The following is a 25,415-nucleotide window of genomic DNA, read 5'->3' as shown; positions in this document are numbered from 1 at the left end:
TTCCCGGATGCACTGTCTCGTTCGCGCGACACAGTAGGGAGAAACACGGGCAGGCGCAAAGGCGCCAGGCGCACCAAACCGTGATCCCTGGGCGGGATTTCGCCGCAGGTCACTGTCAGAACCGCGGCAGGCCCGGACGGCGTCCGACCTTTTCGGCCTGCATCCAATCGGGCAAAAATCCTGCCTGTTCAATCCCGTAGAGCGCGAGACAGGCCGCGACGACGGCAAGGACAAGGATCGCACGGCGTGGCGAGGGGGGATGCTGGACCCAGCGTTTCATGCGCAGAAACCAATGCGGACCGAGCATGGCGGCCTCCTGTCAGTCCTGCGCTTCGGCGGGTTCGTCGATGAAACGGACCGTGCCAATATGGGGGAGGTTCCGGTTGCGCTGTGCGAAATCGATGCCATAGCCGACGACAAACTTGTCCGGAATCTCGAAACCGGTCCAGGTGGCCTTGTATTCGACCTCGCGGCGCGCGGGTTTGTCGAGCAGGCAGATGGTGCGCAGCCGCGCCGGGCTGCGTGCGCCGAGAAAGGCGGCGACCCGGTCCATGGTGTGGCCGGTGTCGATGATGTCCTCGACCACGAGCACATCGCGCCCTTCAATCTCGCCCCGCAAGTCTTTGAGAATACGAACTTCCCGGCTGGATTTCATCGCATTTCCATAGGAGGAGGCCTCCAGGAAATCGACCTCGACCGGCAGGTCCAGCTCTCGCACGAGATCCGCGATGAAGATAAAGGAGCCACGCAGCAGGCCGACGACAACGAGCTTGTCGGTGCCGTCGAATTCGGTCTCGATCTCGCGGGCGAGTTCCTCGATACGGGCGGCGATGGACTTGGCGGAGATCAGCTGATCGATGACATACGGTCGCGAGGACATTGGCTTCCCTTGAATTTGCCGGGCAACTCTACGACATGTGACGCCGATCCGACAATTGAACCCGGGGGCCAATCGCCGCACGATGCATACCTTCTCCGACAATCGCGTCATGCCGTATTCGGCAGACCAGATGTTCACTCTGGTTACCGATATCGAGTCCTATCCGAAATTCCTGCCCTGGACGGCGGCGACTCGGATTCGCGGCCGCCATGAGGAAGGCGATGCAGTGATCGAGATCGCTGACATGATGGTCTCCTTCAAGGTGTTCCGCGAGAAATTCGGCACCAAGGTAACGATGCGGCCAGCGGATCGGACCATCGTGTCGGAATACATTGACGGGCCGTTCAAGTTCCTGATCTCGAAATGGGCCTTCAAGGATGTCGAGGGTGGCTGCGAGGTCGATTACAATATCGAGTTCGAGTTCAAGAACCGGATCCTGCAGAAGACGGCGGGCGTGTTCTTCAACGAAGCGCAGCGGCAAATCATGGGTGCCTTCGAGAAGCGCGCGAAGGTTCTGTACGGTTAGGCGAGAGGCCGTCACATCAGGTTGGACGGGCTGGCGCTGGCACGGCGGTTTTCGGCCTTGAGCCCGTGCTCATCGGGGGGCCGCCCCTATGGCCAGCGAGTTCATCTCTTGATGATCGTCCAGGCGAATCCTCTTGCGTCGGGCTCTTGTCTGCAGGGAGGCCAATGCAGATAGCGAACAGGCGCGTTCAATAGAAAACCGGCCGCTCCCATTTGGAAACGGCCGGCTCAATCTTATTGAAAGGTGCCTATGCCCGGATCAGAGCAGGGCACGGACCTTCGCGGCAGTCGCCTCGGCGGTGATGCCGAACTTCTCGAACAACTCTTCCGCCGGCGCGGAGGCACCGAAATCGGACATGCCGACGAAATCGGCCTTCTCTTCCTTGCCGCCCGCGCCGAGCAGCCAGCGATCCCAGCCTTGCCGCACGCCGGCCTCGAGCGCGACCCGAACAGCGCCGCCCGGCAGAACCTTGGAGCGGTACTCCGGATCGGTCTGCGCGAAGAGCTCCATGCAGGGCATGGAGACGACGCGGGTTCCGATGCCTTCAGCTTGCAGAAGTTCGCGCGCGGCCAGCGCAACCTCGACCTCGGAGCCGGTGGCGATCAGGATGGCCTGGCGCTTGCCTTCTGCTTCGGCGAGCACATACGCGCCTTTGGCAGACTGGTTCTCTGCCTTGTGCTTTTCGCGTAGGCAGGGGAGGTTTTGACGCGACAGCGCGAGGACAGACGGCGTCTCTTTCTGCTCAAGCGCCAGCTCCCAGGCCTCTGCGGTCTCGACCACGTCGGCGGGCCGGAAGACCAGCGTGTTGGGCGTCGCGCGCGAGATCGCGAGATGCTCAACGGGCTGGTGGGTCGGGCCGTCTTCGCCCAGACCGATGGAATCATGCGTCATCACATAGACGACCGGCAGCCTCATCAGCGCGGAAAGGCGCATCGACGGGCGGGCATAGTCGGTGAAGCACATGAAGGTGCCGCTATAGGGCCGGACACCGCCATGCAGCGCCATGCCGTTCATCGCCGCGGCCATGCCATGCTCGCGGATGCCGTAATGGATGAAGCGTCCGCGACGGTTGGAGGGGTCGAACACCGTCATATCGGCCGATTTGGTGTTGTTCGAGCCGGTCAGGTCCGCCGAGCCGCCAATGGTCTCGGGCAGCACCTTGTTGATGACGTTGAGCGCCATCTCGGAGGCCTTGCGGGTGGCGACCTTCGGGGCGTCGGCGACGAGGCTCTTGCGGTAGGACTTCATCTGCCGGGTGAGCTTCTCGGGCAGCTCTCCGGACAGCTCGCGGAAGAAGCGCTCGCGGCGGGCGTCGGAGAGACCGGCGAGGCGGGCTTCCCAGGCGACTCGCTCGGACTGGCCGCGCGATCCAATGGCTTCCCAGGCCGATTTGATCTCCTGCGGCACCTCGAACGCGCCGTGGGGCCAGCCATAGGCGGCCTTGGTGTCGGCGACGAGCTGCGGATCGGTCAGCGCGCCATGGCCCTTGGGCGTGTCCTGCGCGGAAGAGCCGAGGGCGATATGGGTCTTGCAGGCGATCATCGACGGCTTGCGCGATGTCTTGGCCTTGACGATGGCGGCGTCGATCGCGGCGGGGTCATGGCCGTCGCATTCGAGCACCTGCCAGCCGGCAGCGCTGAAACGCTTCTTCTGGTCGGTGATGTCGGCGATCTCGACCTTGCCGTCGATGGTGATGCCATTGTCGTCCCAGAACAGGATGAGCCGGCCGAGCTTCTGCTTGCCAGCCAGCGCGATGGCTTCATGGCTGATGCCTTCCATCAGGCAACCATCGCCCGCAAAGCAATAGGTGTGGTGGTCATAGACCGGCTTGCCCCAGACCGCGCGCAGATGTTCCTCGGCAATCGCCATGCCGACCGCGTTGGCGATGCCCTGTCCGAGCGGCCCGGTCGTGGTCTCGACGCCGCGCGTGTGGCCATATTCAGGGTGGCCGGGGGTCAGGGAGTCCATCTGGCGGAAATTGACGATCTGCTCATGGGTCATGTCCGGCGAGCCGGTGAGATAGAGCAGGGAGTAGAGCAGCATCGAGCCATGACCACCGGAGAGCACGAAGCGGTCGCGGTCAGGCCATTCGGGGTTGGAGGCGTCGAACTTGAGGTGTTTCTCGAAGAGCACCGTGGCGATGTCAGCCATGCCCATCGGCATGCCGGAATGGCCGGAATTCGCCGCGGCGACCGCGTCGAGGGTCAGCGCACGGATGGCGCTGGCTTTCTGCCAATGATCGGGATTGGCCTCTCTGAGGGCTGCAATGTCCAAGACTTGGTCCTTTCGATGTTGCGGCTTTGGGCGGCTTTGTGGGCCCTGACCGACGAATTCTGGCGTTGAACGCGGTGTAACAGGGGGGGCGCAGGGGTCAAGCGGCCCAAACGTCACATCGTGATTGTTATATTGTGATTGAGGCTTGCGAAGTTCCGCGGTCAGACATGAAGAAAGACGCGTAAGTGACTGAGCACAATAGGGGGCGCATTTTGTTGGACAGTTGCGTAAACTTGTATCCAACCGTCGGAAGGGTGATTCGGTCATCCGAAGGCCGGGACAGGCTGTCCGGCGGGTTTTGAATAGGGCGTAGAGCAGTCGAACGAGGAGGGCAGGATGAGCGATATTTCCGAGCTTGAGGGCCGGATCGCCGCCGCCATGGTACGCATCGGGCAGGCCGTCGAAACAATTGGAACCGGGACCGGCATTTCCACCGAGGACCTGGCCGAGGCGCAGGGCGTCGCGGACGCGGCTCGAGCCGAGGCGCAGGCGTCGGCCGAACGAGCGGAGGCAGCGGAGGCAGAAGTCCTGCGGCTTCAGCAGGCGCTGGAGACTGAGACCATGGCCGGTGCGCAGTTGCGTGAACGGGTGGGCTCGCTGAAGTCGATGAAGGAGCGCCAGCAGGAGCGGATCGCCGAACTCGAGACCGAACTCGAAGCCGAGGCGGAGCAGCGCGGGGCCGATCGCGCGGAGCTGGATGGTCTGATAGCGGCACTGGAGCCGCTGGTGCAGGAGCAAGCGGATGCCTGAAGTCAATATCGAGATCGGTGGCAAGGAGTTTTCGGTCGCCTGTCAGGAGGGCGAGGAACAATACCTGCGCGATGCGGCGGCAATGCTGGACCGCGAGGCGCGCGGGCTTGTCAGCCAGATTGGCCGGATGCCGGAATCGCGGATGCTGCTGATGGCGGGGCTCATGCTTGCGGACCGGACGGCGGCCTATGAGCAGAAAGCGGCCTCGGCGGAGGAGAAACTCGCCCGGCAGGAGCGTCTGATCGAGGAGATGGAAGCGATGCCGGCTCCCGCGCCCGAGCGGGTCGAGGTGGCGGTGATCCCGCGCGAGGTGAAGGAAACCCTGGCCGAGCTTGCAGCCCAGGCCGAGGCCCTGGCGGCGCAGGCGGAAGAGAAAGCGGCCGGCTGAGCAGTCAGGGACAACCGTCATTCAAAGCGTCTATGCACCCTTCTCATTCGGGGGAAACGCTGCGCGCATGTGTAGATACGGGGATCGAATTGGAGGGCCGTCGGGCCCCTTTCAATCGATGATCTGTTTGATCGTCGGTGCGTCGTGTTCTGATGGAGCGTCACATTTCGAAGGAGGCGATGAGCTCCGGTTATCGTCGAACAAACGCTCTGCTGGACACCTGAACCGAGTTTCCTGAAGGGTCCTTGGCGTTGGAAAACACATAGCCGTCCGCCTGATGAACCTTGCCGAATTTCAACCCGTTCTTGCCGGAGGCTTCGCAAAAGGCGGCGACATCCTCGACATCGAACACGAGCTTCACAAGGGCTTGCCCTTCCTTTTGCCCGGCCGACACGGGATGCAATAGAAGTGCGGCACCAGCGGTTTGCGGCCTCAACTCGAGGATGCGGTCGCCTTCGGCCCGCGCAACTGAAAAGCCGAAATGCCGGGCGTAAAACGCGGCCATTTGCTCGATTTTCTTGGTGTAAATCACTATTCGCCCGAGTGGTGCTGTCATCTCTGCGGCCCTGAACACATTCCCTCCGGAAGGCATAGCAGAGAAAAACAGGACGCGGCAGATCCGTCTGCTGATCCTGTCATGGCGCATCTGGACGCCGGCACGCATAGTCCGCGCGGCAGATCCGCCGAACCTCCGACGAAAAAAGGGCGCAGCCCGGCGACTGCGCCCTCACATCTGGTTTTTCCGCAGGATCCGGTCAGCCGTTGGCTTCGCGGATCTTGTCGGCGGCATCCTTGTCGAAGGTGACGCCGCTTTCGGTGAAGAGCGTGTCCAACTCGCCCGAGAGGGTCATTTCGGTGATGATATCGCAGCCGCCGACGAACTCGCCCTTGACGTAGAGCTGCGGGATGGTCGGCCAGTCCGAATAGTCCTTGATGCCTTGGCGGATCTCTTCATCGGCCAGCACATTCACATCGGCGAAATCCACCTGCATGTAGTTCAGCACACCGGCCACACGCTGGGAAAAGCCACATTGCGGCGCCATCTTCGTGCCCTTCATGTAGAGCACAACGTCATTGGCCTTAACGGTTTCATCGATGCGGGTTTTCGCGTCGCTCATCTTTCGTTTCCTTCTCTGACGCCGGGGCGCCCTGTTCATTTCGGTTCCGCTGCACCTCAAGGCCCAGCTCTCCGGCCGTTCTCCGGCTCTCGGGTTTCATCCGGGCAAGCGGACGGCGGTGATTACGCTTCAGATAGGCTTCGCAGGCTGCGGCGGCAATTACAATTCCCGCCAATGTCCCGAAGAGCCAGGTCAGCCATCCCGGCACGCCCGGGTCTTCAGTCCGGAGCCTTGGTGGTCAGCGCCAGCGCATGCAGATCGGCAGCCGAGCCGTCCATCTTGCCTTTCAGCGCGGCATAGACTGAGCGTTGCTGCTGCACACGGTTCAGGCCCCGGAAGCTTTCGTCGATCACTTCGGCGGCGAAATGGGCGCCATCGCCGGCCATGTCGGTGACGATGATGGTCGCGTCCGGGAAGGCCGCGCGGAGGAGGGTCTCGATTTCCTGGGCCTCGATGGCCATGGGCAAATTCCTGTATGACATATCTCGTCCCCGAAACTAGGGCCGGTCGCGCGCGCCCGCAAGGGCGGTTGGCAGAGGAGGGGGGGGAGGTTGCAGGACGGGACGCGGTTTCGGTCAGGAGCCAGCTGCATCTCGCCGCGCCCCGCTGCACGAGGAGAATGGCACGGGGCGGGGCGGTGTTGCGCGCCGGGGTGTTGCGCCGTGCGCTCGGCTTGATCCGGCGAGGGCGCTCTGTCACCAATGGAGCATGGATGAAGAACGGATCCGCACGGAGCTGCGGCAGCGCCTGGCGGCGCTGGAGGAAGAAGACGTGGCCAGTGCCGGGGCGCGCGCGGTCGTCGAGCTGGACCAGAGCTCGACCGGGCGTCTTTCGCGGATGGATGCGATGCAGCACCAGGCGATGGCGCAGGCGCAGCAGCGGCGGCGGGCAGGGGAACGACTTCGGCTGAAGGCGGCGCTGGCCCGGCTGGAGGAAGGGGAATACGGCTATTGTACCGATTGCGGCGAGGAGATCGCGGCGGGACGGCTGGCGGCGGATCCCGCGATTGCGCGCTGTGCGGATTGTACGCGCGGGGTCTGATCCCGGCAAACCGGCAAACCGGCAAACCGGCAAACCGGCAAACCGGGAACAAGTGCCGTCGGGCACGGCTCTTGCCGGAGCGCCGTATCCCGCGTCGATTGGTTGCCTGGCAAAGGTCCTTCGACGCCCCGGGGCTTGCCGCCCGTCCCCGCTCGTGCCACTCAATTGCCGAACAAGATGCAAACGGAGTCCGCCATGATCCTCTTTGGCATTCCCACCTGTGACACCTGCCGTAAGGCCCGCAAGACACTGGAAGCGGCTGGAAAGATGGTCGAATTCCGGGATGTCCGCGCCGCGCCGCTCACCGGGGCGGAGCGCGCCACCTTCCTTGACAGCTTCGGCGAGGCGCTGATCAACAAGCGCTCGACAAGCTGGCGTCAGCTCTCGGAGGACGCCCGGGCCGCCGCTCCCGACGCGTTGCTGGCCGCGCATCCGACATTGATGAAACGCCCGGTCCTGCAGGATGGCGAGCAGCGCACTTTGGGCTGGGACAAGGCGGCGCAAGCTGTCTGGCTTGGCTAGGCGCGGGCCGGGCGTGGTGTCGATGACGTGCAATCTCACGGTCTTCGCCTTGTCATTGCCCGTCCGCGCACATAGGTTCCGCGCAATTCTCGGGGCCGCACTGGCCCCTGACCGACTCGAGGGGTAATCCGAAATGTTCGCAACGCCAGCCTACGCGCAGGCCGCCGGTGCCGGTGGCAATCCGATCATGCAGTTCGTGCCGCTGATCCTGATCTTCGTCATCATGTACCTGCTGCTGATCCGTCCGCAGCAAAAGAAGATGAAAACGCATCAGAAGATGGTCTCCGAACTGCGTCGGGGCGACCAGATCGTGACCCAGGGCGGAATCATCGCCAAGGTCGCGAAGGTCAAGGACGACAACGAGCTGGAAGTCGAGATCGCCGACGGCACCAAGGTCCGTATCGTTCGCTCGACCGTCGCCCAGGTGATCTCCAAGACCGAGCCTGCTTCCGAGGGCTGAGGCCCGTCTCCACAGATGAAGGGGCGTCGCTGCGATGTTGCAGATACCCACTTGGAAACGCGTCCTTATCTGGGGCGTGACGGTACTGGTTCTTTTCATGGCCGTGCCGAACCTCTTCTACCCGCGCGTCGAAACGCATAACGACGCGGTCAAGCAGATCGAAGCAGCCGGCGCCACGCCGGAGCGCGAGGAGGCCGCCGTAGGCTGGCCGTCCTGGATGCCGTCGGGGCTGGTCAATCTCGGCCTCGATCTGCGCGGCGGCGCCTATCTGCTCGCGGATGTGCAGGTCGCGGATGTCTATGCGGAACGGATGACCGGCTACTGGCCGGAAGTTCGCGACGCGCTGCGCGAGGAGCGCGACACGGTCGGCGCCATCCGCCGCGTCGACGGGCCGGATGGCGAGTTGCATGTCAAGATCGCCAATCCGGACGGAATGGAGACGGCCATCGCCGTCGTCTCCAACCTGTCACGGCCGATTCTGAGTCTGACCGGTGTCGGCTCCAACGATATTGAGGTCTCGGGCTCCGGCGACACGCTGGTCGTCCAGCTTTCCGAGCATGAGAAGATCGCCACCGATGACCGCACGGTCAAGCAGTCGCTTGAGATCGTGCGCCGCCGCGTCGACGAGGCCGGCACGCGCGAACCGTCGATCCAGCGACAGGGCGAAACCCGGATCATCATCCAGGTGCCCGGCGTCGGCTCGGCGCAGGAACTCAAGGACCTGATCGGGCAGACCGCGAAGCTGACCTTCCAGCCGGTCGTCTCCCGCACCTCCGATCCCGACGCCACCGCCGGTGCGCGCAATATCGTCGTGCCATCCATGGACGAGGAGGGCACCTATTACATCCTCGAAGAGGCTGCCGTCGTCTCCGGCGAGGAGCTGACCGACGCCCAGCCCAGCTTCGACCAGAATGGCCGTCCTGCGGTCTCCTTCCGGTTCAACCCGACCGGCGCGCGCAAGTTTGGCGACTATACGCGGGACAATATCGGCTCGCCCTTCGCCATCGTGCTCGACAACGAGGTGATCTCGGCGCCGACCATCCAGGACCATATCCCCGGCGGGTCCGGCATCATCACCGGCAATTTCACCATCGAGGAATCGACCAATCTCGCGGTGCTGCTGCGCGCGGGCGCTCTGCCCGCAGAGATGATTTTCCTGCAGGAACGGACGATCGGACCAGAGCTTGGCGCCGATAGCGTCGAGGCCGGCCGCATCGCCACCATTGTGGCATTTGTTGCGGTTCTGGCGTTCATGGGGCTGAGCTACGGGCTGTTCGGGGTCTTCGCCAACATCGCCCTGATCGTCAATGTCGGGCTGATTTTCGGCCTCCTGTCGATCATCGGCGCGACGCTCACGCTTCCCGGCATCGCCGGCATTGTGCTCACGGTCGGCATGGCGGTGGACGCCAATGTGCTGGTCTTCGAGCGGATCCGCGAGGAGCTCAAGACGGCGCGCGGGCCATCCCGGGCCATCGAGCTTGGCTACGAGAAGGCGCTTTCGGCGATTCTTGACGCCAATGTCACCACCTTCATCACTGCCGCGATCCTCTACGCGCTCGGCTCCGGCCCGGTGCGCGGCTTCGCCATAACGCTTGGTCTTGGCATTCTCACATCGGTCTTCACCGCGATCTTCATCACGCGGTTGCTGATCGTGATGTGGTTCGAACGCCGCCGGCCGAAAACAATCGAGGTCTGAGATGCGTCTGAAACTGGTTCCCCCGGATACCAAGTGGGATTTCTTCAAGCGCTGGCAGCTGACCTTCGGCGCCTCGGCGCTGGCCATGGTGCTTTCGATCGTGATGTTCTTCGCTGTCGGGCTGAATTTCGGCATCGACTTTCTCGGCGGCACGACGATCCGGACCGAGAGCAGTCAGGCGGTGGATGTCGCGGCCTATCGTGGCGCCATCGCGCCGCTCGATCTCGGTGACGTGACGATCACGCAGGTCTTCGATGCGAGCTTCGATGAGGATGAGCATGTCGCGCAGATCCGCATCCAGCAGCAGGAAGGCCATGAGGCGATCACGCCCGAGGTGATCGAACAGATCAAGACGGCCCTGCAAGGGGTTGATTCCGAGATCGAATTTCCGTCGATCGAATCGGTCGGGCCGAAGGTTTCGGGCGAGCTTGTCTGGACCGCGATCGAAGCCGTGATCCTGGCCATCGCGGCAGTGCTCTTCTATATCTGGCTGCGCTTCGAGTGGCAGTTTTCGCTCGGTGCCGTCGCGGCGCTGGTGCATGACGTGACCCTGACCATCGGCATCTTCTGCCTGCTGCAGATCCGTTTCGACCTGACGATCATCGCAGCGCTTCTGACCATTGTCGGCTATTCGCTCAACGATACGGTGGTCGTTTTCGATCGGGTGCGCGAGAACCTGCGCCGCTACAAGAAGCTCGACCTCAAAGAAGTGCTGAACCTCTCGATCAACGAGACGCTGAGCCGGACGGTCATGACCTCGGTAACGACACTGATCGCGCTGGTCTCGCTCTATGTGCTGGGCGGCGACGTGATCCGCGGCTTCGTCTTCGCGATGATCTGGGGCGTGGTGGTCGGCACCTATTCCTCGATCTTCGTTGCCGCGCCGATCCTGCTGCGACTCGGCGTGAAGCGCGACTGGTCCAAGCCCTCGCAGGGCGGCGGAACACAATTCGCCGATGTCGATGCCTGAGGCGTTTGCCGAGGCCCTGGGAACCCCGGGCCTCGGTTGGCTTTGCCTCATCATCTTCGTTGCCGGAACCGTTCGCGGCTTCGCCGGCTTCGGCGGCGCGCTGATCTTCATTCCCCTTGCCTCGATCCATATCCCGCCGATCTGGTGCATTGTCGCCATGATGCCGGGCGAGTTTTTCGGGACGTTGCCGCTTTTGCCCCGCGCCCTGCGCGACGGCGACCGCCGCCATGTGCCCTTGCTTGCGCTTGGCACAGCCATTGGTCTGCCTCTGGGCGTCTATGCGCTGCGCCATTCCGACCCCGCGATCTTCCGATGGGCGGTTGCCGCGTTGTCCCTGACGATGGTGGCCATGCTCGCGTCCGGCTGGCGCCATGCGCGCCGCTTCAGCCGTCCGGAATTGGCGGGGATCGGGGCGGCGAGCGGCTTTTTCGGCGGGTTTTCCGGCATCGCCGGCCCGCCGGTCATCCTGGCCTATGTCTCGGGACCCTACGCACCGGCGCGGGTCCGGGCGAACACGCTACTCTTCTTTTCGCTGTTGGAAGTCCTGCTCTTCATCACCTTTGCGACGCAGGGCGTGCTGGACGCGCAGGCCTTGACGGTGGGGCTGATCCTGATGCTGCCTTACGGGTTGGGCAACCAGCTTGGGGCCTGGATCTTTGACCCGGCGCGCGCGAGGCTGTATCGCTTCGTGGCCTATGGCATCATCACCGGTTCGGCGCTTGTTGCGCTGCCGGTCTACGGGTGAGGGGGATCATGGATTTCAGCGAAGTCAGCTACGAGCGAGGCACGCCCTTTGACAGCTACGGCCCCGGCTTTTTCCGGCTCGATGGCAAGATCTACGAGGGCAATCTGGTCCTGTCGCCCGTGGGGCTGAAACCCTGGGGCGGGCTCGAGGATTCGGAGACCATCCTGTCGATAGGGACCGATATCGACTTTGTTCTTCTGGGGACGGGCGAGGCTATGCTGCCCGTGCCGGCGCGTTTGCGCGCGGCTCTGGAAGGGGCCGGGATCGGCGTGGAGCCGATGGCGACGGCGACGGCGTGCCGGACGTTCAATGTGCTTCTTGGAGAGGGGCGGCGCGTGGGCGCGGCCGTTCTGGCGCTTTGACTCTCCTTGCGCGGGCAAATAGCTCTTGCGGATGGGAGAATGGGGAGTGGAGAGCGGTAAGCTTCAAGCCTCCGGCGGGGATATTCATGAACAGAAGAAAACCTGAAGCAATGCGGGACGGTCGATGGAGCTGATCGTTTCGGATCTGGCCGTCATTCGCGGTGGTATGCGGGTGCTGGAAGGGGTGAACTTTCGGGTCGCGTCCGGCACGGCGCTGGTGTTGCGTGGGCCGAACGGGATCGGCAAGACGACGCTTTTGCGCACACTCGCAGGGTTGCAGCTGGCCGATGAGGGCGAGGTCACGCCCGGGCCGCAGGAGATGGCCTATGCCAGCCATGCCGATGGAAACAAGGGCACGCTGAGTGTCTCCGAAAATCTTGAATTCTGGGCCAACCTGCATGGTGTGACAGATATTTCCCCGGCCTTGCGGGACTTCAACCTTGAGGCGCTCGCGGCGCGGCCGGCGGGCTCGCTCTCTGCCGGGCAGAAGCGGCGGCTGGGGCTGGCGCGGATGGCCGTGACGGGGCGTCGGATCTGGCTTTTCGACGAGCCGACCGTGTCGCTTGATGTCGACTCGGTGGCGCTCTTTGCCGATGCCGTGCGGCGGCATCTGGGGCAGGGGGGGCTTGCGGTGGTCGCGACGCATATCGATCTCGGGCTTGAGGGCGACATGCTGCAGCTCGGGCCCTTCAAGGCGATTCCGCCCGAAGAGACCCAGGACGATTTTCACGAGGCTTTCCTGTGATCGCGCTGTTGAAACGTGACCTTGCGCTGTCGGTGCGCGCGGGTGGGGGCTTCGGGCTGGCGCTCGCTTTCTTCCTGATCGTGGTGACGCTGACGCCGTTTGCCGTCGGGCCGAACTCCGCGACGCTGTCGACCATCGCGGCCGGCATTCTCTGGCTCGGCGCGCTGCTCTCCTGCCTGCTCTCGCTCGACCGGATCCTTGCGCTGGATTACGAGGATGGCGCGCTGGAACTGCTGGCCACCGCGCCGATCCCGATGGAGGGGGTCGCGAGCATCAAGGCGCTGGCGCATTGGTTGACCACGGGCCTGCCGCTGACACTGGCCGCGCCGGCGTTCGGCGTGTTGCTGAACCTGCCGCCGGAAGGGTTCCTCTGGATGACGATCTCGCTGGCCGTCGGGACTCCCGCGCTGTCCGTCGTGGGGACCTTTGGGGCCGCGCTGACAGTCGGGCTGAAGCGGGGCGGGCTGTTGCTCTCGCTGATCGTGCTGCCACTCTATGTGCCGACGTTGATTTTCGGCGCCGAAGTGGCGCGGCGCGGTGCAGAAGGCATGGCCTTCCAGACGCCGCTGGCGCTGCTGGCCGGGATCACTCTGGCGACGGTGGCGCTGCTGCCTTTCGCCTCGGCTGCGGCAATCCGCATCAACCTGCGTTGAAAATGAGCAACCAGCGGCTGTTGAGCCGTTCCCAAGGAAGCAATAGGCTCCGCGCCATGTCTGAACGTTTGCCAAAACCCAAATCGCTTTGGGAATACGCCAATCCCCGCCGCTTCATGGCCTTTTCCGGCTTCCTGCTGCCCTTCGTTGCGGTCGGGACGGTCGCGACACTGGCGATCGGGCTGATCTGGGGATTCTTCTTCACGCCGGACGATTACCGACAGGGGTCGACGGTGAAGATCATCTATATCCACGTGCCCTCGGCGATGATCGCGATCAATGCCTGGCTGATGATGCTGGTCGCTTCGCTGATCTGGCTGATCCGGCGGCACCACGTCTCGGCGCTGGCCGCCAAGGCGGCGGCCCCCGTGGGCGCTGCGATGACGCTGATTGCCCTGGCCACCGGCGCGATCTGGGGGCAACCGATGTGGGGGACATGGTGGGCCTGGGATCCGCGCCTGACCTCCTTCCTCGTGCTGTTCCTGTTCTATCTCGGATACATGGCGCTCTGGACCGCGATCGAGAATGACGACACGGCGGCGGAGCTGACCTCCGTGCTCTGCATCGTGGGCTCCGTATTCGCAGTCCTCAGCCGCTACGCGCTGCATTTCTGGAACCAGGGGCTGCACCAGGGCTCGTCGGTCCTGCGGGCGGGGGCCGTCACCGGCACCGATACCGAGGAGAAGGTCTCCAACGTCTTTTTCTATCCCTTGATGCTGTCGATGATCGGGTTCGCGGGGTTCTTCGTCCTGCTCATCCTGATCCGCACCCGGACCGAAGTGCGGGCGCGGCGGATACGGGCTCTGCAGGCACGGGAGCGGATGGCATGATGCCGGATCTTGGAAAATACGCAGCCGAAGTGCTCTCGGCCTATGCGGTCACGATTGTGTTGATGGTTGTTTTGCTGGTGATTTCGTTGCGGCAATCTGCGAAAACCAAGGCCGCGTTGCGGGTTATCGAAGCGGCCCGGCAGGCGAAAAAGGCCGGAGGGCAAGAGACGAATGGCTGAACAGGCGGGCAAACGCGTTTCCTTCATGATGATTCTGCCGCCGCTGATCTTTCTTGGCGTGGCGGCGTTGTTCTTTTTCGGCATGCAGCGGGAGAACCCGGATGCATTGCCCACCGCGCTCAAGGGGCAGCCGGCGCCGTCGATGCAGCTTGAGAGCTTTGCCAGCAAGGAGATGCTGACAGAAGCGGCGCTGCGAGAGGACGGTGTGAAGCTGGTGAATTTCTGGGCGAGCTGGTGCGCGCCCTGCCGGGCCGAGCATCCGCAGCTCATGGAACTGGCCGCAGAGGGCGTGGCGATCCACGGCATCAACTACAAGGACCAGGAGGCCAAGGGCATGGCCTTTCTCTCCGGGCTCGGCGATCCCTATACGCTGGCCGGGGCTGACCAAAGCGGGCGTACCGGGCTCGACTGGGGCGTCTATGGCGTTCCCGAGACCTTTGTCATCGATGGCAATGGCAAGATCGTGACGCGGTTTGCCGGCCCGATCACCAGCTCGGTGCTGGAGAAAACCATCCGACCGGCGATTGCGGAAGCTGCCGCGAACTAGACACTGGGCTTGGATGCTCCGGGTCGAGGCGCGGTGATGGCTGGTATTGGACCGGAGCGCATGTTGGCACGGCACGGGTCAGAGCCTGCGGGCCGGTGCGACGCCTGCGATCGCGGTAAACTGGGGGCGCCGCGCGCTACGCCTCCAAACCGCTCCCTCTTGGGTTTCCGCCGCGTATCGCATAGATTTGGCGCATGTCCGTGACCCCGTCCCCAGCCCAGCCGGTCGAGGAGCGCCCGCCCTGGCGCTTGCGCGTCGTGGTGGCGCTGATCCTTCTGGCGTCGGCGGTGACGCTCTATGTCACAAATCTCTGGCTCTCGGATCGCTTCACCGAGACCACGCGCAACCGTGCAGAGCTGCGGCTGACGCTGTATTCCGGAAACGTTATCAGCGAGTTGCAGCGCACGTCCGTGGTGCCGCTCCTGCTGGCGCAGGACCCGGCGCTGATCGGGGCGTTGAATGCGGCGGATTTTACCCAGAGCTCTCAGCGCCTGATTTCCTTCAAGGACGAGATCGGCGCGGCCTCCCTGATGCTTCTGGACGCGGATGGGCGGGTCGTGGCGGCCACGGATCGCAGCCTGATCGGCTCGCCACATCGGGCGAGCGCCTATTTCATTGACGCGATCCGGGCCAATGACACGGTCTTTTCTGTCGTCGAACTGGACACGGGGGCCAAGGAATTCACCTATTCGCGCAAGATAACCTCCGAGCGCGAGCCGATCGGGGTCATCGTTGTCGAGGTCGATCTGCGCAAGTTCGAGGATGCCTGGGCGGGGATCGCTGATGCTGTCCTGGTGACCGACAGCGAGGGTGAGATTATCCTGGCGACCGAGCCGCGCTGGCGCGGACGGACGGTCGAGGAGGCGCTGGCGGCGCAATCGGCGCCTTCGGCCATTGCCCGCGCCCTGCACGCCACGACCGATTGGTCACTGACCATGCCCGACGCCTATATCCTCGGCGAGGCGGTGATGCGCTCGGAGGCGCGGATTCCGTTTCAGGGCTGGAGAATTGTCGGTTTCACCACCTATTCCTCGGTGCGCGCAAGCGTGAACGGTGTGCTGGCGATGGAGATCATGGGGTTCGCGCTGCTCCTTGCCGCCGCTTTCTACTTCATGTCGCGCAAGGCGCAGTCGCGCTCGCGCCTTTTCCAGCGAGAATCTCAGGAACTGCGTATCCTCAATCAGAGGTTGCAGCGTGAAATCGCCGAGCGGGAACGGGCGGAAAAGAACCTGGAAGTGGCCGAGCAGACCCTGGCGCAGAGCTCCAAGCTGGCGGCGCTCGGCGAGATGTCGGCCTCGGTGAGTCACGAGTTGAACCAGCCGCTGGCGGCGATGAGGACCTATCTGGCCGGCGCGCGTCTGCTGCTACAGCGACGCCGGAGCGAAGAGGCGCTCAGTTCATTCCAGCGGATCGACGACCTGATCGGGCGGATGGGCGCGATCACGCGGCAGCTCAAATCCTATGCGCGCAAGGGCGAAGAAGCCTTTGAGCCGCTCGATGTGCGCGAAGCCGTCTCGGGGGCGCTGTCGATGATGGAGCCGCAACTCAAGAGCCGGCGCGTGGCCATCTCGCGGACCATGCCGGCCGAGCCGGTGATGGTGCTCGCCGACAGGCTGCGCCTGGAGCAGGTCTTCATCAACCTCTTCCGCAACGCCATCGATGCAACGAAGAAATCGCGGGAGCCACAGATCGAACTGATCCTGTCCTCCGGGCAGACAGCGACGTTGAGCGTGCGGGACAATGGGCATGGAATCGCCGATCTCGACTCGCTTTTCGAGCCTTTCTACACCACAAAGCAGCCGGGCGACGGTGTTGGGCTGGGCCTGGCAATCTCCTCCGGTATCGTGAGCGATTTCGGGGGGCGCCTGACGGCGCGCAATGCACCTGAAGGTGGCGCGGTTTTTGAAGTGCAGCTTCCGATCCTGTCGGAGAACAGGGAGGCGGCGGAATGAGTCAGAGAGCAGGGCTCAAGGAGGGTTCACGATGGCCAAGGCAATGAAGATCGCGATTGTCGATGACGAGCAGGACATGCGGCAGTCGATCAGCCAGTGGCTCGCGTTGTCCGGGTTCGACACGGAAAGCTTTGCCACTGCCGAAGAGGCGCTCAAGCGGATCGGGCCGGATTACCCGGGCGTCGTGGTCTCCGATGTGCGTATGCCGGGCATGGACGGGATGGCGTTCCTCAAGCGGCTGATGAGCCAGGATTCGGCTCTGCCCGTGATCATCATCACTGGCCATGGTGATGTACCGATGGCCGTGGAGGCGATGCGCGTGGGCGCGTTCGATTTCCTGGAGAAGCCCTTCAACCCCGACCAGATGACCGAGCTGGCCAAGAAGGCGACGCAGAAGCGGCGGCTGGCGCTGGATGCCCGCGCGCTGCGGCGCGACCTCTCGGGCGGCACGCAGATCATGGACAAGCTGATCGGCGCGAGCCCGGCAATGGAACGGTTGCGGGAAGACATTCTGGATCTCGGACAGGCTGATGGCCATGTGCTGATCGATGGCGAGACAGGGACCGGCAAGACCCTGGCGGCGCATGCGCTGCACGCGGTGGGCAGCCGGGCTTCGAAACCCTTCGTTCTGGTGCAATGCGGCGCCTATGCCGAGGAGGAAATGGGCAGCAAGCTCTTCGAGGGCGACCCGGATGCCAGCCTTCTGCCGCTGGTCGAGCAGGCCCGCGGGGGAACGCTTTGCCTGGAGGATGTCGAGGCGCTGAGCGCGGCACTTCAGGCGCGGCTGCTGACCTTCATCAATGACCAGGGCGCGCCGGCGGAGACACGGATCGTCGCGGTGTCGAACCTGCAGGAGCAGGGCAAGACGAGCGAAGACGCGTTGCGCCCCGATCTCTTCTATCGGCTGGCGGCGATGCGGATCACGCTGCCGCCGCTGCGACAGCGCGGCGAAGATATCTTGCAGCTTTTCAACCGTTTTGCGGAAGGGTTCTCGGACGAGTATGGCTGCGAAGCGCCCGAAGTCGGCGCTCAGGAGGCTGCGCAGTTGCTGCAGGCGCCCTGGCCGGGCAATGTGCGCCAGCTGATCAACGTGGCCGAGCGCGCGGTGCTGCAATCACGGCGCGGATCGGGAACAATCGCCTCGCTGCTGATGGCGGAGAGCGAGACCGTCGAGCCGGTGATGACGACGGAAGGCAAGCCGTTGAAGGAATATGTCGAAGCGTTCGAGCGGATGCTCATCGACAACACGATGCGGCGCCACAAGGGGTCGATCGTGGCTGTGATGGACGAGCTCTGCCTGCCGCGGCGAACACTCAACGAGAAGATGGCGAAATATGGTCTCCAACGGTCGGACTATCTCTAAAGCGGTCTCCGGGGTGGAGGACGGGCCCGGCGCTCTGCTCTTCGACATGGACGGGCTGCTGCTCGACACCGAAACGGTGGCACGGGACAGCTTCGTCGAGGTGGCCGATGCTTTCGGGCTAGCGGGCGCGGAGCGGTTCTTCCTCGAACTGATCGGGTCGAGCGGGGCACAGACCAGCGCCCGGATTGGTGCGGCACTGGCACCGGACGCGGACCTGTCGCGGTTCAAGGCGGATTGGAGCGCGGGCTTCGAGGCGCGGATCGCGGCGGAGGTGCCGGTCAAACCCGGCGTCCGCGACGTGCTCGAAGCGCTTTCGGCGCGCGGGTATCCAATGGTCGTGGTGACCTCGACCGATGGGCAGAAAGCGCGCAGGCAGCTCGGCCGGGCCGGGCTCTGGCCGCATTTCCGGGACCTTGTCGGTGGCAATGACGTCACCGCCCACAAGCCGGATCCGGCGCCCTATTATCTCGGCGCCGAGCGGGCCGGGGTCGCGGCGACCTCCTGTTTCGCCTTCGAAGATAGCGACAAGGGAGTCACGGCGGCAGTGGCGGCGGGCTGCCGCGTGTGGCAGGTGCCGGATCTGCGCCCCGAGGGGCAGGACTTGCCGGAACTGGGCCAGCATGTCGCTGCGGATCTGGGGACGGCGATGGAGGCGGCCGGGTTGCTTTGAGCGCCGGAGGGCAGGGGCGGTGCTGCCCCTTTTGGGGAGGTATTGGCACGGTCTGCAGGCGGACTTTAACCCACCGATCTGACGTCCGCGCGCATACCATCCTGCAAGACGCCTTTGCGAAAGGCGCGCGCCTGCATACCGATCTCAGGGCCAATCCTCCACAGACTCCCCGCGCTCCTTTTGCCACGGCTGCACTTTCCGATTGTAATATCCCCTGACCTGCCGATATGGTCAGTATTACCGGCCTTTTCGGACGCATGGCGCGTTTTCAGGGGCCGATTGCAAATTTCACTGGACCGGGCAGGGCAGGCCACTTGCCGCCCATGGTCGGGACAGCGTAACCGGTCGGTTTGGACCAAGGCCCGAGGCATTTCCCGGGCAGAACCATATAAATTGGTGCGCCGCGCAGACGCGATGGCCGCATCGGAGAACATGAATCGCGATGGAACGCGCGTTGGATTTTGACAGAGCAGGCAGGGCGCGAGACCGCGCCGCTGCCGCTATTGTGCTGCCCGCCGTTCCCGCCCCAGCATATCATCCCGGACCTCCACCAGCACCTGACCGGACGCTGGCCCCGCCGGGATGCGAAAGACATCAATGGCAAAGAAGATGCTCATCGACGCCACACACGCGGAAGAGACCCGCGTTGTCGTGGTGGACGGCAACAAGGTTGACGAGTTCGATTTCGAGACCGTCAACAAGCGCCAGCTAGCTGGCAATATCTATCTCGCAAAGGTGACGCGTGTGGAGCCCTCGCTCCAGGCGGCCTTTGTCGATTACGGCGGGAACCGGCACGGTTTCCTCGCTTTCTCGGAAATCCATCCGGATTATTATCAGATCCCGGTCGCGGATCGTGAAGCCCTTCTGGCCGAAGAGAAGGAGATGAATCGCGACGAGGAAGAGGACGACGGCGAAGAGTCGAAGAAGTCCCGCTCCCGGTCGCGCCGTTCCCGGTCGCGCTCGCGTAAACGTGATCGCAAGGATGAAGGCTCGGAGACACAGGAGACGGAGGTCGCCGCGGCGCCCGTTGTACCGGCAATCGAGGGCATGGATGTCGTCGATTTTGGCGAAGAAGCTGTTGATCCGGACGCGCTGGCGAGCCCGATCGACGTGATCGAGGATGGCAAGGAGCCTGCTGCTGAGATCACGACGGATGACGCCGGGGCCGAGACATCCGAGGAACCGTCCCAGACCGAGGAACCTGTCGAAGCTGCACCGGCAGAAGACGCTGTCTCAGAGACGGAGAGTGCCGAGGCTGAGGCATCCGAACAGGTTGTCGAGGCTGAGGCCGCCGAAACCGAGGCGGACGCTCCCTCCGAAGAGCCTGTCGCGGTTGAAGAGACGGCCGAAGCGCCCGCAGAGGCCGAGCAGCCTGAAGCCGTAACGGCGGTTGACGCCGAAGAGGTTGCCGACACCGAAACCGATACGTCCGAAGCGGCGCCGGAAGAGGGTGAAACGTCCGAAGAAGAAGCGCCGGTGCGTCCGATCGCGGCCCGGCTTGAGGATGATCCGGCTGACGTTGTCTCCGGCGAAGTTGTCGAGGGCGACGAGGCGGACGAGGCCGCCGCGCGTGACGAGGCCGACACTTCCGTTGAAGACAGTGCTGAGCCGGAGCAGGAGCCGTCTGCTGAAGAACCTGTTGTAGAAGCGACTGAAGCCGACGCCGAGACCGGCTCGGACGAGGCTGTTGAGCAAGAGGCTGCTGCCGATGCCCCGGTTGAAGAAGCTGCATCGCCTGAGGTAGCGGAAGATGCACCTTCCGAAGGCAAGGCTGAGGAAGCCGCGACCGAAGAGGTGGCTGCGGAAGAAACCGCTCCTGAGGCTTCAGGGGATGACACGCCGGCCGACGCCTCCGCGAAACCTGCCGATGAGAGCGAGTCCTCGGAGGAGGAGACCGGCTCCGACGATGATGACGAGGACGAGGATCATCCCGGCCACGACATCGAGTCGGTCGCCGAGGAAGACGTGCAGGAAGAGATCCGCCGTCCGCGCAAGCCGCGGATGCGGCGCTATAAGATCCAGGAGGTCATCAAGGTCCGCCAGATCATGCTGGTCCAGGTGGTCAAGGAAGAGCGCGGCAACAAGGGCGCGGCGCTGACGACCTATCTCAGCCTCGCCGGACGCTATTGCGTGCTGATGCCGAATACGGCCCGGGGCGGTGGGATCTCGCGCAAGATCACCAATGCGTCGGACCGCAAGAAGCTCAAGGAGATCGCCAGCGAGATCGACGTGCCCGAGGGCGCGGGTCTGATCGTGCGCACGGCTGGGGCCAAGCGCACCAAGGCCGAGATCAAGCGCGACTACGAATATCTCAAGCGGCTCTGGGAACAGATCCGCGAGCTGACGCTCAAGAGCATCGCGCCGGCGCCGATCTATGAAGAGGGCAACCTCATCAAGCGTTCGATCCGCGACCTCTACAACCGCGAGATCGACGAGGTGATCGTCGCGGGCGACGAGGGCTATCGCGTGGCCAAGGACTTCATGAAGATGATCATGCCGTCCCACGCCAAGAACGTGAAACCCTATGGCGAGCCGATGCCGCTCTTCGCGCGCTATCAGGTCGAGAGCTATCTCGGGGGCATGTTCAACCCGGTCGTTCAGCTCAAGTCCGGCGGATATATCGTCATTGGCGTGACCGAGGCTCTGGTGGCCATCGACGTCAACTCCGGTCGGGCGACCAAGGAAGGCTCGATCGAGGACACCGCGGTCAAGACGAACCTGGAGGCGGCTGAGGAGGTCGCGCGCCAGCTGCGCCTGCGTGACCTTGCGGGTCTGATCGTGATCGATTTCATCGACATGGAAGAGCGCAAGAACAACAACGCGGTCGAGAAACGCTTCAAGGACAAGCTGAAGACCGACCGCGCGCGGATCCAGGTCGGGCGGATCTCCGGTTTCGGCCTGATGGAGATGAGCCGGCAGCGGCTGCGGCCGGGTATGCTGGAAGCAACCACGCAGCCTTGCCCGTCCTGTCACGGCACCGGCCTTCTGCGCTCCGATGACAGCATTGGCCTGCAAATCCTGCGCCAGCTGGAAGAGGAAGGTGGGCGTCGGCGCTCGAAGGAGGTGTTGGTCAAGGCACCCGTGGGCATCTGCAACTTCCTGATGAATCAGAAGCGCGAGCATATTGCGCTTATCGAGGCGACCTATGGGCTTTCGGTCCGGATCGAGGCCGATCCAAGCCTGGTGCCGCCCGATTTCTCCATCGAGAAATTCAAGACGGCGACCCGCTGGGTGCCGGAGGTGTCTGCGCCGGTGATCTCCATCGACACTTCGGACATGCCTGATCTCGAAGAAGAGCCGGTTGTCGAGGAAGCCGTAACGGCTGAACCGGAGCCAGAGGCCTCGGACGAGGAGGATGGCGCGCCGAAGAAGAAGCGGCGGCGTCGGCGGCGTCGGCGCAACGGTGGCTCCGAGGACGGTCAGGGCGATGAGGCACAGAACGGGGCCGAGTCCGACGAGTCCGCGGAGACGCAGGCCGAAGCGGAGAGCGACGAGAGCGAAGACGCGAACGGCGAGGAGTCTCAGAAGTCGGGGCGGTCCCGTCGTCGTCGCTCCCGGCGGCGGTCCGGGAAATCCGCCGAGGAGACTTCGGAAACAGGCGAGACCGAGAACGAGGCGAACCCCGAGGCAACGGTCAAGGCTGAAGCGGCCGAAACGCTGCCCGAGGCCGACACCGCTGAGCCGGTCGAGGTCTCGACCGAGGCTCCAAGCGCTGATGGCGGCAATGAATCGCCTGCTGCGGAGGAGCCGCCTCAGGAAGCGGTGACCGAGGCGCAGGACCCGGTCGCGGAAGAGAGTGCGCCGGAAACTGCGGCTGCTGCGGAAGAGACCCCGGCAACGGCGGATGACGTCCAGCCGGACGCCGCCCCCGCGGAAGAAGCGGCAGCCGAAGAGACCGTCTCGGAAGAGACTGTCGCCGAGGAAGAGCCGGTAGAGGCCAACGAGGTGGAGGAAGCTGAAGCCGTGATGGCTGAGGTCGAGGTCGCGCCGGAACCCGACCAGCCGGCAAAGCCGAAGCGGCGCGGATGGTGGTCTGTCGGCCGCTGACCGAGCTGTCGGCCAGTTGAGTCATGGATGGCCCGGCCGGTTTGCGGTCGGGCCATTCTCGTTTCGGGAGATCTGGAATGCGAGCGATTGCGGATACGGACCGGCTTGTGGCCGATGGAATCATCGATGCGCACCAGGCGCAGGAAATCGAACGGCGGGCGCGGCGGGAGATGGTCGCACTTGGCGTGAACTGCATTCTTTGTCTTGGAATTCTCGCGGCGACGGGTGGGCTGATCTTCTGGCTTGCCGATCCGCTGGCGGTGGCCATCTGGGGGCTTCTGTCGCTGGCCGGTGGTGCAGCGATCCTGTGGCGGGGGGGAGACCTCTTTGCGATGTTCGGGCATGCGATGGCGCTGATCGGAGCGGGGATGCTCGTTGGCGGGGCCTGTGTCGAGCTGGTGCAGAACCACGCGGCCATCGCGGCGGTTTTCATGCTTCTCGGCGGCGCAACGCTGCTTTTGGCAAGCGGCGTGCTATTGCTGCGACCGTTGGCGCGGGGCCGCTTCGTGCTCGGCGCGATCTTCCTTATGGGGCTCGCGGTGCATCTCTCGGGAACGGCCCTCTGGCTGGAGGAGCATGAGATTGCCGGCGCGTCGCGGGTGGTGTTCTACTTCTATGCCGCGGTGGCGATTGCCGGGGCAGGCTGGCTTGTCGATGTCCGTCTCGTCACGGCGCTGGCAATTGTGCCCTTTGCGCAAATGCTCGACACGGGCACCGGCTACTTCCATGCCGCTTATGTCTTCTTCTCACCAGAGCCGACCCTCTCGATTCTGCAGATGTGTCTTCTCATCGCGATGATGCTGACCGTGGCAAGACAGAGCGACGCGCGGACGGCCCGTCACGCCATGGTTCTCGTGATGCTGGCCTTTGTCGTGGCCAATCTCTGTGCGTTGGTCGGCGCGCTCTGGGGCGATGTCGTCGGAGAGACGGTCCTGGGACCGCACTGGCAGGACTTCGACGGTGAGGGAGGCTACAACGCGACCGCTTATGAGGCCGCGCGGGAAGCTTTCCGCGACCGGGCGGTCACGATCTCGGCGGATCTCTACGCGATCCTTTGGGCGATTGCCCTTGCGGCGACGCTCGTCTGGGCTGCGCTCGGCAGTCGCCGCGGTTTGTTCAACGCGGCGCTGACTTTCGCGGCGATCCATTTCTATACCCAGCTTTTCGAGAGTTTTGGCGACGAGCCGTTGGCTTGGGTCATTGGTGGGTTGGCAGCTGTGCCGCTGGCCTGGGGAATGTGGCGGCTTGATGCCTGGATCGCCCGGAGGGCAGGGGAGATGAAGGATAATGTGGGGTAAAATAGTACCATAATTTTAACCCATTGAATTTACAGGTGTATTATGGACATTTGTCACTTGACTGGCCGGTCAGAGTCTTTAGAACCGGCGCATCCAAAGGTTCAAGGCGTCTCCGGGCGCCCCCGAAAGTTCCGAAAAAGAGCAAGAAGATGAAAACATATACCGCAACTCCGGCGGATATCGAAAAGAAATGGATCATCATCGACGCCGAAGGCGTCGTGCTTGGCCGTCTCGCCTCGATTGTCGCCAACCGCCTGCGCGGCAAGCACAAGCCGACCTTCACCCCGCATATGGACATGGGCGACAATGTTATCGTGATCAATGCCGAGAAGGTGCAGATCTCGGGCAACAAGCGCAACAAGCCCAACTACTGGCACACCGGCTACCCGGGCGGCATCAAGTCCCGCACCACGGGGCAGATTCTCGAGGGCAAGTACCCCGAGCGCGTCGTGACCCAGGCCGTCAAGCGCATGCTGCCGGGCAACCGCCTGAGCCGCCAGCAGATGACCAATCTGCGCGTCTATGCCGGCACCGAGCATCCGCATGAGGCCCAACAGCCCGAAGTGCTCGACGTCAAAGCAATGAACAAGAAAAACACCCGGAGCTGAGGACAATGGTCGAAGAAATCAAATCCCTCGCCGAGCTGAACGAAGTCGCCGAAGGCACTGTTCCGGTCGAAGAAATCGCCATCTCACGTGACCCTGTTCGCGACGAGCTTGGCCGTTCCTATGCCACTGGCAAGCGGAAGGACGCGGTTGCCCGTGTCTGGATCAAGCCGGGCTCCGGCAAGGTCACCGTCAATGGTCGTGACATCACGGTTTATTTCGCGCGTCCCGTGCAGCAGCTGATCCTGAACCAGCCCTTCCAGGTTGCTGGCGTCGAAGGTGAATTCGACGTTGTCGCCACCGTCAAGGGCGGCGGACTTTCCGGTCAGGCCGGCGCGGTCAAGCACGGAATTTCCAAGGCGTTGCAGCTCTATGATCCGGCCCTGCGCGCCCCGCTTAAGGCTGCCGGGTTCCTGACCCGCGACGCGCGTGTGGTTGAACGGAAGAAGTTTGGCCGCCGCAAGGCTCGCCGGAGCTTCCAGTTCTCCAAGCGCTAACGCAGAACAAGCAATAACCTCACCAAAATCGAACGCCCACTTTCCCAAGTGGGCGTTTTTTGTTGGTTGCAGACTGTTAGCAAAGCTTTGAAATTGTCGACGTTTAGGGCTCGCGATTTCAGGATAGTTGCAACAATACCGGCATCTTGTTGATAGCCAGCGGTTGGTATTTTCGAGATCAAACAGGAACACTACAATGGACCCTTGTGCTGTTTCTGCGAAAGGACTTTGATGCTGTAGCCGCCCCCGACGGCGTCTGATGTGCCACGGTGGGTTTGTCACAATCCACCTTGGAGG

General features: G+C 63.5%; 28 protein-coding genes. 22 read left to right on the top strand and 6 right to left on the bottom strand.

Annotated elements, in window-relative coordinates; genetic code table 11:
• Positions 1-115: 115 nt before the first annotated feature.
• Positions 116-307: a hypothetical protein gene (locus tag R3X27_RS19905; RefSeq protein WP_317710642.1), complete on the bottom strand. Its 192-nt coding sequence runs from the start codon at positions 305-307 to the stop codon at positions 116-118.
• A 12-nt stretch (positions 308-319) separates the two neighbouring features.
• The gene (gene hpt, locus R3X27_RS19900) at positions 320-880 is read right to left on the bottom strand and encodes a hypoxanthine phosphoribosyltransferase (protein WP_317710641.1); all 561 of its coding nucleotides are present in this window, start codon (positions 878-880) and stop codon (positions 320-322) included.
• 82 nt (positions 881-962) lie between these two features.
• On the opposite strand from hpt, the gene R3X27_RS19895 reads away from it, so the two are divergent.
• Positions 963-1,406 carry a type II toxin-antitoxin system RatA family toxin gene (locus tag R3X27_RS19895; protein WP_317710640.1) on the top strand — a complete coding sequence of 148 codons (444 nt, stop codon included), beginning with the start codon at positions 963-965 and terminating at the stop codon, positions 1,404-1,406.
• 258 nt (positions 1,407-1,664) lie between these two features.
• Here the strand turns inward: R3X27_RS19895 and tkt are convergent, their stop codons facing one another.
• Positions 1,665-3,680 carry a transketolase gene (gene tkt / locus R3X27_RS19890; protein WP_317710639.1) on the bottom strand — a complete coding sequence of 672 codons (2,016 nt, stop codon included), beginning with the start codon at positions 3,678-3,680 and terminating at the stop codon, positions 1,665-1,667.
• Positions 3,681-4,016: 336 nt separating this feature from the next.
• Between tkt and R3X27_RS19885 the strand changes: the two genes are divergently transcribed.
• Positions 4,017-4,430 (top strand): hypothetical protein, encoded by a 414-nt coding sequence (locus R3X27_RS19885; protein ID WP_317710638.1) that lies wholly within the window; start codon positions 4,017-4,019, stop codon positions 4,428-4,430.
• Complete coding sequence (locus R3X27_RS19880) at positions 4,423-4,818, top strand: cell division protein ZapA (RefSeq protein ID WP_317710637.1); 396 nt, start codon at positions 4,423-4,425, stop codon at positions 4,816-4,818. Before R3X27_RS19885 ends, R3X27_RS19880 begins: the two co-directional genes overlap by 8 nt.
• Before the next feature lie 190 nt (positions 4,819-5,008).
• On the opposite strand, the gene R3X27_RS19875 is transcribed toward R3X27_RS19880, so the two are convergent.
• The 3 genes from R3X27_RS19875 to R3X27_RS19865 form a co-directional block, all read right to left on the bottom strand.
• The gene (locus R3X27_RS19875; protein ID WP_317710636.1) at positions 5,009-5,374 is read right to left on the bottom strand and encodes a VOC family protein; all 366 of its coding nucleotides are present in this window, start codon (positions 5,372-5,374) and stop codon (positions 5,009-5,011) included.
• 199 nt (positions 5,375-5,573) lie between these two features.
• Positions 5,574-5,936 carry a Grx4 family monothiol glutaredoxin gene (grxD, locus tag R3X27_RS19870; protein ID WP_317710635.1) on the bottom strand — a complete coding sequence of 121 codons (363 nt, stop codon included), beginning with the start codon at positions 5,934-5,936 and terminating at the stop codon, positions 5,574-5,576.
• Positions 5,937-6,154: 218 nt separating this feature from the next.
• Entirely contained in the window at positions 6,155-6,397 is a 243-nt protein-coding gene (locus R3X27_RS19865; protein WP_317710634.1) for a BolA family transcriptional regulator, read from the bottom strand.
• A 247-nt stretch (positions 6,398-6,644) separates the two neighbouring features.
• Between R3X27_RS19865 and R3X27_RS19860 the strand changes: the two genes are divergently transcribed.
• The 19 genes from R3X27_RS19860 to rpsI all read left to right on the top strand — a co-directional run bounded on the left by R3X27_RS19860 (position 6,645) and on the right by rpsI (position 25,118).
• Positions 6,645-6,977 carry a TraR/DksA family transcriptional regulator gene (locus R3X27_RS19860; protein ID WP_317710633.1) on the top strand — a complete coding sequence of 111 codons (333 nt, stop codon included), beginning with the start codon at positions 6,645-6,647 and terminating at the stop codon, positions 6,975-6,977.
• A gap of 195 nt (positions 6,978-7,172) precedes the next feature.
• On the top strand, positions 7,173-7,499 hold the full coding sequence (locus tag R3X27_RS19855) for an arsenate reductase family protein (protein WP_317710632.1): 327 nt from the start codon (positions 7,173-7,175) through the stop codon (positions 7,497-7,499).
• 133 nt (positions 7,500-7,632) lie between these two features.
• Entirely contained in the window at positions 7,633-7,959 is a 327-nt protein-coding gene (gene yajC / locus R3X27_RS19850) for a preprotein translocase subunit YajC (protein WP_317710631.1), read from the top strand.
• Between the two features lie 34 nt (positions 7,960-7,993).
• Positions 7,994-9,655: a protein translocase subunit SecD gene (gene secD, locus R3X27_RS19845; RefSeq protein WP_317710630.1), complete on the top strand. Its 1,662-nt coding sequence runs from the start codon at positions 7,994-7,996 to the stop codon at positions 9,653-9,655.
• A 1-nt stretch (position 9,656) separates the two neighbouring features.
• Entirely contained in the window at positions 9,657-10,625 is a 969-nt protein-coding gene (gene secF, locus R3X27_RS19840) for a protein translocase subunit SecF (protein ID WP_317710629.1), read from the top strand.
• The gene (locus R3X27_RS19835) at positions 10,612-11,370 is read left to right on the top strand and encodes a sulfite exporter TauE/SafE family protein (protein ID WP_317710628.1); all 759 of its coding nucleotides are present in this window, start codon (positions 10,612-10,614) and stop codon (positions 11,368-11,370) included. The genes secF and R3X27_RS19835 overlap by 14 nt, the downstream gene beginning before the upstream one ends.
• 8 nt (positions 11,371-11,378) lie before the next feature.
• Complete coding sequence (locus R3X27_RS19830) at positions 11,379-11,732, top strand: Mth938-like domain-containing protein (protein WP_317710627.1); 354 nt, start codon at positions 11,379-11,381, stop codon at positions 11,730-11,732.
• A gap of 124 nt (positions 11,733-11,856) precedes the next feature.
• Positions 11,857-12,477 (top strand): heme ABC exporter ATP-binding protein CcmA, encoded by a 621-nt coding sequence (gene ccmA / locus R3X27_RS19825; protein ID WP_317710626.1) that lies wholly within the window; start codon positions 11,857-11,859, stop codon positions 12,475-12,477.
• Positions 12,474-13,130, top strand: a complete 657-nt coding sequence (gene ccmB, locus R3X27_RS19820; RefSeq protein WP_317710625.1) for a heme exporter protein CcmB — start codon at positions 12,474-12,476, stop codon at positions 13,128-13,130. The genes ccmA and ccmB overlap by 4 nt, the downstream gene beginning before the upstream one ends.
• A 56-nt stretch (positions 13,131-13,186) precedes the next feature.
• Complete coding sequence (ccmC, locus tag R3X27_RS19815; protein ID WP_317710624.1) at positions 13,187-13,960, top strand: heme ABC transporter permease CcmC; 774 nt, start codon at positions 13,187-13,189, stop codon at positions 13,958-13,960.
• Positions 13,957-14,139 carry a heme exporter protein CcmD gene (gene ccmD / locus R3X27_RS19810; protein WP_317710623.1) on the top strand — a complete coding sequence of 61 codons (183 nt, stop codon included), beginning with the start codon at positions 13,957-13,959 and terminating at the stop codon, positions 14,137-14,139. Before ccmC ends, ccmD begins: the two co-directional genes overlap by 4 nt.
• A complete protein-coding gene (locus R3X27_RS19805) occupies positions 14,132-14,686 on the top strand; it encodes a DsbE family thiol:disulfide interchange protein (RefSeq protein WP_317710622.1) in 555 nt (184 codons plus the stop codon). Before ccmD ends, R3X27_RS19805 begins: the two co-directional genes overlap by 8 nt.
• 194 nt (positions 14,687-14,880) lie before the next feature.
• Positions 14,881-16,638, top strand: a complete 1,758-nt coding sequence (locus R3X27_RS19800; protein WP_317710621.1) for an ATP-binding protein — start codon at positions 14,881-14,883, stop codon at positions 16,636-16,638.
• Positions 16,639-16,669: 31 nt separating this feature from the next.
• Positions 16,670-18,001 (top strand): sigma-54 dependent transcriptional regulator, encoded by a 1,332-nt coding sequence (locus R3X27_RS19795; RefSeq protein ID WP_317710620.1) that lies wholly within the window; start codon positions 16,670-16,672, stop codon positions 17,999-18,001.
• Positions 17,973-18,671 (top strand): HAD family phosphatase, encoded by a 699-nt coding sequence (locus R3X27_RS19790; RefSeq protein ID WP_317710619.1) that lies wholly within the window; start codon positions 17,973-17,975, stop codon positions 18,669-18,671. The genes R3X27_RS19795 and R3X27_RS19790 overlap by 29 nt, the downstream gene beginning before the upstream one ends.
• Before the next feature lie 597 nt (positions 18,672-19,268).
• The gene (locus R3X27_RS19785) at positions 19,269-22,718 is read left to right on the top strand and encodes an Rne/Rng family ribonuclease (RefSeq protein ID WP_317710618.1); all 3,450 of its coding nucleotides are present in this window, start codon (positions 19,269-19,271) and stop codon (positions 22,716-22,718) included.
• Positions 22,719-22,795: 77 nt separating this feature from the next.
• Positions 22,796-24,016: a hypothetical protein gene (locus R3X27_RS19780; RefSeq protein WP_317710617.1), complete on the top strand. Its 1,221-nt coding sequence runs from the start codon at positions 22,796-22,798 to the stop codon at positions 24,014-24,016.
• Between the two features lie 149 nt (positions 24,017-24,165).
• Positions 24,166-24,624, top strand: a complete 459-nt coding sequence (gene rplM, locus R3X27_RS19775) for a 50S ribosomal protein L13 (RefSeq protein WP_317710616.1) — start codon at positions 24,166-24,168, stop codon at positions 24,622-24,624.
• Positions 24,625-24,629: 5 nt separating this feature from the next.
• A complete protein-coding gene (gene rpsI, locus R3X27_RS19770) occupies positions 24,630-25,118 on the top strand; it encodes a 30S ribosomal protein S9 (protein ID WP_317710615.1) in 489 nt (162 codons plus the stop codon).
• Positions 25,119-25,415: the final 297 nt, after the last annotated feature.

This window comes from Tropicimonas sp. TH_r6 (assembly GCF_033101155.1).
Classification (GTDB): domain Bacteria; phylum Pseudomonadota; class Alphaproteobacteria; order Rhodobacterales; family Rhodobacteraceae; genus Tropicimonas.
The sequence above is the reverse complement of the archived record's forward strand: the minus strand, read 5'-3'. Positions and strand labels throughout refer to the sequence as shown.